Source organism: Novosphingobium sp. KA1, assembly GCF_017309955.1.
In the GTDB taxonomy this organism is placed as follows: domain Bacteria; phylum Pseudomonadota; class Alphaproteobacteria; order Sphingomonadales; family Sphingomonadaceae; genus Novosphingobium.
In genome coordinates this window covers 1,440,508-1,452,829 of record NZ_CP021247.1, presented here as the reverse complement: position 1 = coordinate 1,452,829, position 12,322 = coordinate 1,440,508, and the positions used below count along the sequence as shown (strand labels likewise).

The 12,322-nt window shown below is 67.1% G+C and carries 11 protein-coding genes and 1 tRNA gene; 6 read left to right on the top strand and 6 right to left on the bottom strand.

From position 1 onward, the window contains the following. Position 1: 1 nt before the first annotated feature. Both CA833_RS07305 and CA833_RS07300 read left to right on the top strand, forming a co-directional pair. A complete protein-coding gene (locus tag CA833_RS07305) occupies positions 2-1,336 on the top strand; it encodes an MFS transporter (protein ID WP_305082436.1) in 1,335 nt (444 codons plus the stop codon). A gap of 38 nt (positions 1,337-1,374) precedes the next feature. After that, positions 1,375-2,157 (top strand): alpha/beta hydrolase, encoded by a 783-nt coding sequence (locus tag CA833_RS07300; protein WP_207079658.1) that lies wholly within the window; start codon positions 1,375-1,377, stop codon positions 2,155-2,157. Between the two features lie 41 nt (positions 2,158-2,198). On the opposite strand, the gene CA833_RS07295 is transcribed toward CA833_RS07300, so the two are convergent. The 3 genes from CA833_RS07295 to CA833_RS07285 form a co-directional block, all read right to left on the bottom strand. Then, a complete protein-coding gene (locus CA833_RS07295; protein WP_207079657.1) occupies positions 2,199-3,512 on the bottom strand; it encodes an amidohydrolase in 1,314 nt (437 codons plus the stop codon). After that, positions 3,509-4,894 (bottom strand): amidohydrolase, encoded by a 1,386-nt coding sequence (locus tag CA833_RS07290; protein ID WP_142636357.1) that lies wholly within the window; start codon positions 4,892-4,894, stop codon positions 3,509-3,511. Before CA833_RS07290 ends, CA833_RS07295 begins: the two co-directional genes overlap by 4 nt. A 63-nt stretch (positions 4,895-4,957) precedes the next feature. Beyond that, entirely contained in the window at positions 4,958-6,580 is a 1,623-nt protein-coding gene (locus tag CA833_RS07285) for a peptide MFS transporter (RefSeq protein ID WP_142636358.1), read from the bottom strand. 293 nt (positions 6,581-6,873) lie between these two features. Between CA833_RS07285 and CA833_RS07280 the strand changes: the two genes are divergently transcribed. The 3 genes from CA833_RS07280 to CA833_RS07270 all read left to right on the top strand — a co-directional run bounded on the left by CA833_RS07280 (position 6,874) and on the right by CA833_RS07270 (position 8,332). After that, positions 6,874-7,155: an integration host factor subunit beta gene (locus CA833_RS07280; protein ID WP_142636360.1), complete on the top strand. Its 282-nt coding sequence runs from the start codon at positions 6,874-6,876 to the stop codon at positions 7,153-7,155. 201 nt (positions 7,156-7,356) lie between these two features. After that, positions 7,357-7,441, top strand: a tRNA-Leu gene (locus CA833_RS07275). A gap of 225 nt (positions 7,442-7,666) precedes the next feature. After that, a complete protein-coding gene (locus tag CA833_RS07270; RefSeq protein ID WP_142636365.1) occupies positions 7,667-8,332 on the top strand; it encodes a PilZ domain-containing protein in 666 nt (221 codons plus the stop codon). A 7-nt stretch (positions 8,333-8,339) separates the two neighbouring features. Here CA833_RS07270 and msrB read toward each other — a convergent pair whose 3' ends face one another. The 3 genes from msrB to CA833_RS07255 are packed head-to-tail and all read right to left on the bottom strand — an operon-like array spanning position 8,340 to position 11,139. Then, positions 8,340-8,828, bottom strand: a complete 489-nt coding sequence (gene msrB / locus CA833_RS07265; RefSeq protein WP_207079656.1) for a peptide-methionine (R)-S-oxide reductase MsrB — start codon at positions 8,826-8,828, stop codon at positions 8,340-8,342. 41 nt (positions 8,829-8,869) lie between these two features. Continuing rightward, on the bottom strand, positions 8,870-10,123 hold the full coding sequence (locus CA833_RS07260) for an ABC transporter permease (protein ID WP_242526314.1): 1,254 nt from the start codon (positions 10,121-10,123) through the stop codon (positions 8,870-8,872). Next, positions 10,120-11,139: an ABC transporter ATP-binding protein gene (locus tag CA833_RS07255; RefSeq protein ID WP_207079655.1), complete on the bottom strand. Its 1,020-nt coding sequence runs from the start codon at positions 11,137-11,139 to the stop codon at positions 10,120-10,122. The genes CA833_RS07260 and CA833_RS07255 overlap by 4 nt, the downstream gene beginning before the upstream one ends. 83 nt (positions 11,140-11,222) lie before the next feature. Between CA833_RS07255 and queG the strand changes: the two genes are divergently transcribed. Beyond that, positions 11,223-12,290, top strand: a complete 1,068-nt coding sequence (queG, locus tag CA833_RS07250) for a tRNA epoxyqueuosine(34) reductase QueG (protein WP_242526313.1) — start codon at positions 11,223-11,225, stop codon at positions 12,288-12,290. Positions 12,291-12,322 lie beyond the last annotated feature (32 nt).

The window sequence follows — 12,322 nt, the reverse complement described above, 5'->3', positions numbered from 1 at the left end:
CGTGGATAGCGGCGCTGTCGTCTCTCCGGCGGCGGCGCCGGAAGCTGGGCCGGTAACCGGCATAAGCGACTCGACGAGGCTGCGCGCGATCCTGGCGGGATCGGCGGGCAACCTCATCGAGTGGTACGACTTCTACATCTACGCCTTCACTGCGCTCTATTTCTCGCCCGCCTTCTTTCCCAGGAGCGACCAGCTGGTGCAGCTGATGGCGACCAGCGCGATTTTTGCGGTAGGATTCCTGCTGCGCCCGATCGGCGGCTGGTTCTTCGGCCGCTATGCCGATCGCCACGGCCGGCAGAGCGCGATGGTGCTCTCGGTCATGATGATGGGCGCAGGCGCGCTCTTGATCGCGGTGCTGCCGACTTTTGCGCAAGTGGGCATCCTCGCCCCGATCCTGCTCCTGATCGGCCGTATGGTGCAGGGGTTCTCCACCGGCGGGCAATACGGTACCGCCGCGACCTATCTCAGCGAGATCGCCGGACGCAGGCGCCGGGGCTTCTGGTCCTCGTTCCAGTACGTCACCCTGGTCGGCGGGCAACTCTGCGCGACGGTGGTGATCGTGCTCCTGCTGCAGGTGCTGAGCAAAGCCGAGATGGCGGCATGGGGCTGGCGCGTCGGCTTCCTGATCGGCGCGGTGGGCGCGCTGGCCATCGTCCTGTTCCGCCACCACATGCACGAGACCGCCAGCGCCGAAGACCGCGCCGGCGAGACATCCGGCAGCCTTGCCGAACTGTTCCGCGTGGCAACCCGCCCGTTCCTGATCGTGGTCGCGCTGACGGCGGGCGGCAGCCTGTCGTTCTATACATTCACCACGTACATGCAGAAGTACCTGGTGCTGACGGTGGGGCTCTCCAAGGAGGTCGCGACCAGCCTGATGCTGGGTGAACTGGCGCTGTTCATGGTGCTGCAGCCGCTGATGGGCCTGCTCTCGGACCGGATCGGGCGGCGCAACAACATCCTGATCTTCGCCGTGCTGGCGACCGTCTGCACGGTGCCGATCTTCACCGCGCTGGCAGGCGCCAAGGCGGTGGGCCCGGCCTTCCTGCTGGTGCTGGCGGGGCTCGTCATCAACAGCTTCTACACGTCGGTCAGCGGGTTGTTCAAAGCCGAGATGTTCCCGACCCACGTCCGCGCGCTGGGCGTCGGCCTTGCCTATGGCGTCGGCAATGCGCTGTTCGGCGGCACCGCCGAGAACGTTGCGCTGGCGTTCAAGTCGGCGGGCCACGAAAGCCTGTTCTACTGGTACGTCTCGGCGATCGGCGCGGTGTCGCTGGTCGCCGCCTTCCTGCTCAAGGACAGTCGCCACGACAACCTGCTCGACCGGCTGACGGTGTGACCACGGCCACTGCCCGAGCCGCATTCCGGAAACATCCCGTGCTGACGGCCCTGCTGGCCCTTTTCGGACTCTACGCCGCGGTCGTGCTGGCGCTGTTCGCGGCGCAGCGGGCAATCCTCTTCCCGGCCCCCAAAGGCCCATCGCAAATCCCCAGCGGATTCGAAAAAGCCGAACTGCACACGCGCGACGAACTGACGCTCACCGCCGCATGGCGCCCCGGAGCCCCCGGCAAGCCCACGGTTCTGTTCTTTCATGGCAATGGCGACAGTCTGCCCGGCGCCGCCGTCGCAACGCAGGGCCTGAGCAAGGCTGGATATGGACTGCTGCTGGCCGACTACCGCGGGTATGCCGGCAATCCCGGCAATCCCACGGAGGCCGGACTGATCGCCGATGGCCATGCCGCGCTCGCCTTCCTGACCCAGCGCGGCATCGCACCGCGAACAATCGTGCTGATGGGGGCCTCGCTGGGTACCGGCATCGCGACACGACTGGCCAGCGAGACGCCGCCCCGGGCTTTGGTGCTCGTCTCGCCCTTCACCAGCCTTCGCGACGCGGCGGCCGACGCATTGCCCTGGGTTCCGGCGCGCCGGCTTATCCGTGATTCCTTCGAAAGCGCCGCCCTCATGCCCGACGTGAAGGCCCCCGTCCTCGTGCTCCATGCGCGGGACGACCGGGTGATTCCCTTTGCACAGGGTGAGGCGCTTGAACGGGCGGCGCTCGATGGTCACCTGATCCCGTTCAGCGCTTACGGCCATCAATTGCAGTTCACGGCCCCCGCGCAGGACGCCGTGCTGAACTGGCTCGCCGCCCGGAGGCTGTAAACACCCCGGACCACAGTATATGCGGCCCGGGGCTAGGCATCTTACCAGTCGTAAGCCTTGGGCAGGTAAGTGCGATCGAGGCTCCTGTAGCGTTGGCGCAAGCGGCTCTGGTGGTTTTCGAGCGGCTGCTTGACGCCGTCGATGAACACATCGAGCGGGGCCGATGACAGCTCCAGCGGATCGCCGTCCCAGATCACCACGTCGCCAACGGCGCCGGGCGCCAGAACACCGGCCCGAACTCCGCCATTCTTGCCGCCCAGGCCGCTGATCTCGGCAGGCACCGAGGTGATCGCGGCAAAGGCCTCGCCCCAGGTCAGGCCCGCGGCGCCCGGCAACTTGCCGAGAGCGACGAGGTTGCCCGCCTCCTGCGGCGCATAGCGCGGCTGGTTGGAGGTATTGAACATGCCGATGGCGACCTTCACCCCCGCCTTCTTCATGCGCCCGACGTTGGACTGCGTCGCCGCCAGCGCCTCGAACGCAGAGGGCAGATCGCGCAGCGGCATCGTGATCACCGGCACCTTGGCCGCAGCGATGTCGCCCGCCACCAGCCAGCCCTCGGTCGCGCCGACCAGCACGAGGTCAAGCTTGGGGAACTCGCTCTTGAGCGCCAGCACGCTGCGGATGTCGGAGGCCCGCTCGACCCCGACGTAGAGCGGCTGCCGGCCGTCGATCACCTGGGCCAGCGCCGCAGCGTCGGCACGGGTCAGCAGCGCATCCGGGCTGCGCGCGGCATTGGGCGAAGCGGCCACCTCGCGTGCTTCCCGCAAGGCATTGCGCAGTGCGACATGGGCGGCCACGCGGCTGCCACCAGCCAGCCTGGCGCCCTGCTCGCCCAGTTGCACGAACTGGAAGGCGCGCGCCTTGGTCACCGCATCGGGATCGGCGCCGAGGTCGATCACCGCGCCTTGCCCGGCGAAGATCGAATGGCCGTTGTAAGGCGAGACCGTCGCGCGGGTAACGCCGCCTTCGCGGCTGACGGCGATATGCTCGCTGTCCGGATTGACCGCCGGGCTGACGTCAAGCGCGGCATTGAACGGGCTTTCGTCCGCCTCGCTATCGTTGCTGTCCTTGACGCCCTCGACATCGAGCAGGCCAAGGTCGGTGACGGCGGCGAAGAGGCCGGGCGTCACCCACTTGCCGGTGCCGTCGATGCTCTGGACACCGGCGGGAACGGCCACGCCCGCACCGGCGGCAACCACCTTGCCGCCGCGCACGACGACGGTGCCGTGCTCGATAGGCGCGGAGCCGTCACCCGTGGCGACAGTGGCGTTGGTGATCGCGAAGTCCTGCGCAAAGGCGGCAGGCGAGAAGGCGGCCGCCGCGAGCGCGGCCGCGATGATGGCGCGGCGGCTCATTTCACATCTCCTTCACCGGGCTGGCCCAACTCGAAATCGCTGACCGGGCGGCGCTTGGGGTCCATCGCGTCGAACAGCAGGGCGCCGTCCACCCAGACCTTCTCGGGGCGGGAATAGACCGAGAGCGGATTGCCGTTCCACAGCACCACGTCAGCCATCTTTCCGGATTCGAGGCTGCCGGTCCTGTCGCCGATGCCCATGGCCTTGGCGGCGTTGTAGGTGAACCAGCTCACCACCTTGGCGTCGGGAATGTCGATGCCGATGCGGCGGCCGTCGGCCTGCGCCTTGGCGGCTTCCTGGTTGAGGCGCTGGATGCCGTTCTCGTCGTCCGAATGGATCACCACGCAGGTGCCGGCATTGGCCAGCAGCGCGGCGTTCTCGGGAATGCCGTCATAGGCTTCCATCTTGAAGCCGTACCAATCGGCCCAGACGGCGGCGCAGATGTCGTTCTCGCGCAGCAGGTCGGCGATCTTGTAGGCTTCGACCGCGTGGTGGAAGGCGGTGACCTTGTAGCCCATCTCCTTGGACATATCGATCACCTGCGCCATCTCGTCGGCACGGTAGCAGTGGTTCTGGACAAGGATCTCGCCCTTCAGCACGCCTTCCAGCGTGTCCTTGCCAAGATCGCGGTCGGCATGGTCGCCGTCCATGTACTTGCGCGCATCGATCCAGGCCTGACGGTCCACCGAGAAGTTGCCCATGCGGGTCGATGGCTTCTGACCCTTGCCGCCATAGACCCGCTTGGGGTTCTCGCCGCAGGCCATCTTCAGCGCATAAGGCGCGCCGGGGAACTTCATGCCCTGCACGGTGATCGAGGGCACGTTCTTGAGCGTGACCGCGCGGCCGCCGATGAGGTTGCCTGAACCCGGGAGGATCTCCAGCGTGGTGACGCCGCCATTGGCCAGCGCGCGGGTAAAGCCGGGGTCCTGCGGCCAGACCGAATGCTCGGCCCAGACGTCGGGCGTGGTCGGGCTGGTCATCTCGTTGCCGTCGGACAGCGCATCGACGCCGGGCGAGGGATAGACGCCGAGGTGCGAATGGATGTCGATCACGCCCGGGGTCACGAACTTGCCGGCGGCGTCGATCTTCGTGAAACCGTCGGGGATCGCCATGTCGGCGCCGCCGATGCCGACCAGCTTGCCGTCCTTGAACAGCACCACGCCGTTCTCGATCCTGCCGCCGCGCCCGTCATAGACGGTGGCGCCGACCAGCGCCGTGGCCGTGCCCGGATAGGGCTTGTAGGTGGACGGATAAGGATTGGCGGCGATCGGGGCCGGCTTCTTGTCCTCTTTTTTTGCATCGACGCTGTTCGCGCTCAGGGTGAGCGCGGTGCCCAGCACGAGCAGCGACGTCCAGCGCCGCAATCCCGGCGATTTGGTCATCTTGAATTCCCCTGTTGTGAAACCGGCCCGGAAACGCTGTGTTTCCGGGCCGGGTTGAATGTGTCAGTGTGCCTTGAGCGTTGGATGGGCGCCGGCTTCCTGCGCCTCCAGCCCGATCTCGGAGGATCCCTCCAGCTCGATGTCCTTCAGCGTATCGACGTGCATCCAGCGCTTCACCAGACGGGCGACGAGGATGACCGCGACGCCGATGCCCACGACCCACCAGCCGATGGTGCCATAGATCGCGACAGTGCCTTCACGGGTCATCGCGCCATGTTCGCCGCCGGTTGCCTGGCCGATCATGCCGGCCACGAAGTTGCCGCCGGCGGTGGCGAAGAACCACGCGCCCATGATGAAGCTGGCGAGGTGGCGGGGGGCCAGGCGGTTCATCGCGCTGAGGCCCACCGGCGAGAGGCAAAGCTCGCCCAGCGTGTGGAACCAGTAGATCAGGAAGATGAAGAACACCCCGACCTTGGCACCCTGCCCGGCAACCGCATCGCCCCAGACCAGCGACACGAAGCCGAGGCCGACCAGCACGAGGCCGAAGCCGAACTTGGCCGGGGCCGAAGGCTCCACCTGCTTGCGGCCGAGCGTGCGCCACAGCCAGGCCAGGATCGGCGCGAAGGTGACAATAAAGATCGGGTTGACCGCCTGGAACAGCGAGGTCGGCACGCCGCCACGCTCCACGAAGCGGTCGGTGAACAGCGAGAGCGAGCCGCCCGCCTGTTCGAACAGACCCCAGAAGATCGGCTGGAACGCCAGCAGGAAGATGATCGCGAAGATGCGCTCACGCGGTTCCTTGGGCATGCGGAAGGCTTCGACCAGCAGGTAGCCGAGCAACGCCACGGCCGAGATCAGCAGCAGCGTGCCGACGATCGCCTGGAACTGGATCAGCGCCCAGAGCACCGCGACCGAGGCCGTACCGATGACGTAGAGCGACCATTCGCGCTTCTTCGTCAGCGGCCCCGGGGCCTCGCCGCGGCCGTTGAGCGCGGGCTTGCCGACGATGAAGATGATCAGGCCCAGCACCATGCCGATGCCGGCAAGGCCGAAACCGTAGCCCCAGCCGATCGTCTCGCCGAGATAGCCGACCAGGATCGTGCCCAGCGCGGCGCCGGTGTTGATGCCCATGTAGAACAGCGAATAGGCGCCGTCGCGGCGCTCGTCGGTGAGCTTGTAGAGCTGGCCGACGATCACCGAGATGTTCGCCTTGAGGAAACCCGAGCCGACGATGATGAAGGCAAGCGCCAGCCAGAACACGTTGATCGTGGGATCGCTCTGCCCGCCGGTGCCCTCGAACGCCATCAGCACGTGGCCGAAGGCAAGCAGCACACCGCCGAACAATACGGCCTTGCGCTGGCCGAGATAACGGTCGGCGAGATAGCCGCCCAGCACCGGAGTGATGTAGACGAGGCTGGTATAGGCGCCGTAGATCAGGTTCGCCTTGCCGTCATCGAACAGCCAGTGCTTGGTGAGATAGAGGATGAGCAGCGCGCGCATCCCGTAGTACGAGAAGCGTTCCCACATCTCCGTGTAGAACAGCACGAACAGGCCGCGCGGGTGGCCGACCACTTCCTGGCTCTTGCGCGAGGCGATGACGCCGCCGATGGCCAAAATGGCGAACAGCAGGACCGCGCCGATCGCGCCGACCCAGTCCCCCTCATTCCAGGTTCCGATATCCTTCATGCGCCCTCTTGTGCATCTTTCACGGCCGCCCGTAGCGGCAAAGAGCGCGACGTTAACGGGCAAATCGGCGCTGTAAATGGGCGAAAGCACCCGCGGCACCGTGCCGTCCCGGCCGCTGCCCCCGAGTCGCGGGCCGATCCGGACTCATCCTGTCGTAGCATTGCGCGAAATGGCCGGTGATGGCATTTTCCCGAACAAGCTTGCCCAAGTCACACGAAATATTGTGATTCGAGCGTGGCCTGCGGATTTTTTCCGGCGGAAATTTTTCCCGCTGGCTCTAGGGAAGGTGCGCAATGATCAGATCCGAACTGCTGCAAGCCCTGTCCAAGGAAAATCCCGAACTGCGCGGGGAAGACGTCGAACGTGCGGTCGATACCTTCTTCGACGAGATCGCCCAGCGCCTTGCCGATGGTGGCCGGGTGGAACTGCGCGGCTTCGGCGCCTTCTCGACCCGTCATCGCGACAGCCGCAAGGGCCGCAACCCGCGCACCGGTGAAAGCGTGGAAGTGCCCGAAAAGCGGGTGCCCTACTTCAAGCCGGGCAAGGAAATGCGCGCGCGCCTCAACGTGGACTGAAAGACACCTAGGGGTACCTGAAACGCACCTGAAACGCACCTGGGCGGGACATGGCCTGTGCCGCCAGCCATTGATGTCCGTTTCACGCGTGTATTCCCAAGGGCTATCCTCACGATAGCCCTTCGCCACTGTTGCTCCTGTCGCTTCAATCTGTCAGATCGCCCCTCACATGCGCGGCAGAGTGCGTGAACGATGCGCTGTGCGGGCGTGGCGGAATGGTAGACGCCGGGGACTTAAAATCCCCTGATCCTTGATCGTGCGGGTTCGAGTCCCGCCGCCCGCACCAGTTCTTCCCGCACCTGTTATCCCCCGCACTCGTCCTTCCCGGACTCGCCCTTCGCGTACTGGCCCTTCGCGCCGCCCTTTACGCTTCGGTAACGTTCCTGCCGGTACGCAGGACATCGACCGCTTAGCTCCTTCTGATACCGATTCCCGGCCCTGGCGGTTCGGCGATGCTGGTTTGCGCCCCAGCCGGATCTCCGGCCCGGGCAGAAAAAGGGTGCCTCGCGACATGATTTCCGCAGATCGCCAGCCGGATGATGGCCCGCCCCCGGCGGATAGCCCGAGCTCCGGCGATTCCGCCCCGGAGCAGCGCGTCCAGCCGCGGTTCGCACTGCTGCTGCGGCAAGCCAAGCTGCTGGCCGACGGCTGCGAATACCTGTGCATCGTGCGCGACGTCTCGGAAAGCGGGGTCAAGCTCAAGCTGTTCCATCCGCTGCCGCCGCTGCGGCCCGACAGCAGCGGCTTTGCGCTGGAAATCACCACCGGCGAGAGTTTCCCGATCGCATGCGTCTGGGAACAGGAAGGCGAGGCGGGCTTCCGTTTCACCGCCCCGGTCGACCTCCTGCGCTTCATCGCCGAGGCCGGTCCTTTCCCCAAGCGCCCGGTCCGCCTCAAGGTCGAGCACCCGGCGCTGATCGCCTTCGCCGGTCAGGAACACTTCGCGATGATCCAGGACCTGTCCCGGCAAGGCGCCGGGATCGAGACCGAGCAGCTGCTCGCCATCGGCCAGAAACTGCGCTTCAGCGCCCGCGAACTGCCGCATTTCGACGCCACCGTGTGCTGGCGCCAGCATCCTGCCTATGGACTGGTCTTCGACCAGTTGCTGAGCCTCGAACAGCTCGCCTTGCGCACCTATCGCATCCAGCATCCGCTCGCCCCGCTGGCGGGCGAATGATCCCCTCTCACCCGGCCCGGAACGTCATCGCCGCCCCGTTCATGCAATAGCGCTTGCCGGTCGGCGGCGGGCCGTCATCAAAGACATGGCCAAGATGCCCGCCGCAGCGCGCACAGTGGACTTCGGTGCGCGGCACGCCGATCGCGTAGTCCGTCGCGGTCTCGATCCCGCCGGGCAGCGGCTTCCAGAAACTGGGCCAGCCGGTATGGCTGTCGTACTTGGTGGCCGAGGAAAACAGCGGATGGCCGTCCGCCGCGCAGAGGAACGTGCCCTTGCGGTGCTCGGCATTGAGCGGCGAGGAGAACGCACGTTCGGTCCCCTGCTTGCGCAGCACGTGGAACTGCGCCGGGGTCAGCCGCCGCCGCCATTCGGCGGTGCTGAAGCGCACCGGATAGTCCTTTGCCTCCGCCGCATTGCCGCAAGCCGAAAGTACCGGCAGTGCGGCCCCCGCTCCCAGCCAGCCGAGTATCTGACGACGAGTGGACCGCAGCATCATCGCGCCTCTCCCGAAATATCCGCCAGGCTTAGCGGATATTTTCAGTTCGATGCAGTCTGCTCTCCGGTTACACGCCTGCGCCCCCAGCGCCGCTTGCGCAGGCGCGCCGGGCCCGACTTCATCACCCGCGAGCGGAACAGCCGCGCGCCGATGCGCACCAGGATCAGCACCCAGAGCGCCTGCCAGCCGATCGCCAGCACATGCGGCATCAGCGCCGGGTCCTGCGCGCCGCGCGCCAGCATCGCGAAAGGCGAGCTGAACGGGAACAGCATCGCCGCCTGTTCCATCAGGCCGCCGGGCTGGGTCATCGCGAAGCTGGCGAAAAAGAACACCATCAGCTGCAGCATCGTCACCGGCATCGACAGCGTCTGCACCTCGCGCACCGTCGAGGCCATCGAGCCGATCGAGAGGAACACCGATCCCAGCAGGAGATAGGCCATGGCAAAATAGACGACGCCCAGCGTGACCAGCAGCGGCCAGCCGACCGCCGGTTCGGGCAGCGCCGGGAACAGCGGCCCATGCGCCAGATAGAGCAGCCCCGCCGCCCCCGTCCATGTCGCGATGCCGACCAGCGAGACGCCCAGCATCGCGAAGAGCTTGCCGAAAAACACCGAATCCATCGGGATGGCCGCAGCCAGCACTTCGATGATCTTGTTGCCCTTTTCCTCGACGAGGTTGGACAGCACCATGCCCGCCAGCATCATCGTCAGCAGGAACAGCATCATCTGCGCGCTCTGTGCCGTGGTCAGGCGCCCGCGCCGTTCGCTCGCGGTGCTGGTGGCGGCCACCCGCAGGGCGACTTCGGGATAGGCCAACGCCTCGCCCGAACGGGCCTGCGCCGCCAGCATCGAGACCGGCCCGCGCCAGTCATGGATCAGGCCTTCCGGCCCGGTCAGCACCGGCATGGCGAGGTTGCCCGAGAGCACGGCGGCGACATTGCCCTTCTTCGCCGCCAGTTCCCGTGCGGTATCGACCGATTCGCCAGGGCCAAGCCGCCGCAGCACCACCAGCCCCGGCAAGGCATCGCCCGCAACCGGCGCCAGCCGCGCCCGCGCCGCGCCGAGCGCATCGATATCGGCGCCGCGCATGACGACCCCGAGCTGCGGCTGCTCCGCGCTCGCCTGTACCCGCGCGCCGACACTGCCCGCCAGCCCGCCGACGATCACCGGGAACAGCGGCCCCAGCAGGAAAAAGAAGAAGCTGCGGCTGAACAGGATCGCCGTGAAATCACGCCGCGCCACCACCCAGGCCGCCGCCAGCACCGAAAGTCGGCCGGTCCGCATGGCATCGTTCATCGGCGCTGCTCCTGGCCCTGGTCCTGTTCCGGGCTTTCCTCCAGCGCCCGCGCCGCCGCCTCGCCGGCGATGGCGACAAAGGCATCGTGCAGCCCGGCCCGCTCGATGGAGAGCGAGAGAATGCCCGCATCGCCCTCGATCAGCGCGCGCAGCAGCGGCTCCACGCCGGTTTCGGGCAGCGAGAAGATCCAGAACGCGCCTTCGCTGCGGGCGTCCGCGGGCAGCGCGGCCCGCCACGCCCCCCCGCGCGCGCGGGTCTCCAACCGCACCTGCGGGCGGATCCGGTCGCGCGCGACATCGACCGGCCCCGCAAAGGGCACCTTGCCGCCGGCAATGATCGCCACATCGTCGCAGAGGCGCTCGGCATGGGCGATAACGTGGGTGGAGAAGATCACGGTTGTCCCGTCTTCGGCAAGGCCGCGCATCATCCGCTCCAGCTTGCCCTGGTTGAGCGCATCGAGCCCGGAAAACGGCTCGTCGAAGATCACCAGCTTCGGGCGGTGGACCAGCGTGCCGAGGATCTGCACCTGCTGCGCCATGCCCTTGGAAAGCTGCCGGATCTGCCGCTCCGCCGCATAGCCGAGGCCGTGGCGTTCGAGCAGTTCGTGCGCCCGGCGGCGCCCTTCCTTCAGCGGCAATCCGCGCAGCGCGCCCAGAAAGGCGATCGCCTCGGTGGCCTTCATCGCCGGGTAGAGCCCGCGCTCCTCGGGCAGATAGCCGATGGCGTGGGCGACATCGTGCGGCCGCTCCGCCCCCAGGATGCGGCGCGTGCCCGCGTCCGGGTCGATGATGCCGAGCAGCATGCGCAGCGTCGTTGTCTTGCCCGCGCCGTTGGGGCCGAGAATGCCGTAGACCGCGCCCACCGGCACCCGCAGGTCGACCCCGTCGACGGCCGTGAACCCGTCGAAGCGCTTGACCAGCCCGCTCGCCTCGATCGCAAGGGGACGCGGATCGACGTGCGCCGGATCGGCTCCCTCATTGCTGGCCACGGGCCAATCTCCTAGTGCGATGTTCATCAAGGCCGTCTACCCCCATCCCGTGAACCGGAGCATCCGCAAGCTTGGTTAACAACCCTCTAAGTGATTTGACCCCCTTGGACTTGTTAAAGGGTGATCTGGAAGCGCAGGCCCGCGCACTGGGCTTCTGCGCCTTCGGAATCGCGTCCGCCGAAGAGGACCCCGAACGCGCCGCCCGTCTCGATTCGTGGCTGGAGGCGGGCATGTACGGATCGATGGAGTGGATGGCCGACCGCGCCCACCATCGCCGCTCCCCCCAGGGCCTGTGGCCCGAGGCCCGCCGCGTCATCGCGCTGGGCATGAGCTACGCCCCGGCGTCCGACCCGCTGCAGCTGGCCGAAGTGCCAGACGTGGGCCGCATCTCGGTCTATTCGCAGGGCGCCGACTATCACGACGTGGTGAAGAAGGCGCTCAAGCACCTCGCCCGCTGGCTGGTCGAGGAAGCGCGCAAGCGCGGGCTGGGCGAGGCCGGGGTCAAAGTCTTCACCGATACCGCCCCGGTCATGGAAAAGCCCCTCGCCGCCGCCGCCGGGCTGGGCTGGCAGGGCAAGCACACCAATGTGGTCAGCCGCGAGCATGGCTCCTGGCTGTTCCTCGGCGAAATCTACACGACGCTGGACCTGCCGCTCTCCGCGCCCGGCCGCGACCGCTGCGGATCGTGCCGCGCCTGTCAGGACGCCTGCCCCACCGCCGCCTTCCCCGCGCCCTACCGCCTCGATGCGCGGCGCTGCGTCAGCTACCTCACCATCGAGCACAAGGGGCCGGTGCCGGAGGAATTCCGCGCAGCGCTGGGCAATCGGATATACGGCTGCGATGACTGCCTTGCCGTCTGCCCGTGGAACAAGTTCGCCGAGACCGCCCACACCATCAAGGCCTTCCTCCCCCGCGCCGAACTGACCGCGCCGCAACTCGGCGACCTGCTGACGCTGGACGACGCGGGCTTCCGCAAGCTGTTCTCCGGCTCGCCGATCAAGCGGATCGGGCGGAATCGCTTCGTGCGCAACTGCCTCTATGCGGCGGGGAACAGCGGGCGGGCGGCGCTGCTGCCGTTGGTTGAGGCGCTGTGTTCGGATGAGGATGAAGGGGTGGCGGATGCGGCTGTCTGGGCTTTGGGGAGGTTGAAGGAAGAAAGGGGAAGTCCTGGGGGATGATCCCCCAGACCCTCGGAATGTCTTCGTTGCGC

Bases quoted from the DNA above. Each gene is read 5' to 3' on its own strand.
- CA833_RS07295 (WP_207079657.1), bottom strand. From the start codon at position 3,512: ATGAGCCGCCGCGCCATCATCGCGGCCGCGCTCGCGGCGGCCGCCTTC.
- CA833_RS07280 (WP_142636360.1), top strand. From the start codon at position 6,874: ATGATCAGATCCGAACTGCTGCAAGCCCTGTCCAAGGAAAATCCCGAA.
- CA833_RS07290 (WP_142636357.1), bottom strand. From the start codon at position 4,894: ATGACCAAATCGCCGGGATTGCGGCGCTGGACGTCGCTGCTCGTGCTG.
- CA833_RS07285 (WP_142636358.1), bottom strand. From the start codon at position 6,580: ATGAAGGATATCGGAACCTGGAATGAGGGGGACTGGGTCGGCGCGATC.
- CA833_RS07255 (WP_207079655.1), bottom strand. From the start codon at position 11,139: ATGAACATCGCACTAGGAGATTGGCCCGTGGCCAGCAATGAGGGAGCC.
- CA833_RS07260 (WP_242526314.1), bottom strand. From the start codon at position 10,123: ATGAACGATGCCATGCGGACCGGCCGACTTTCGGTGCTGGCGGCGGCC.
- CA833_RS07270 (WP_142636365.1), top strand. From the start codon at position 7,667: ATGATTTCCGCAGATCGCCAGCCGGATGATGGCCCGCCCCCGGCGGAT.
- msrB (WP_207079656.1), bottom strand. From the start codon at position 8,828: ATGATGCTGCGGTCCACTCGTCGTCAGATACTCGGCTGGCTGGGAGCG.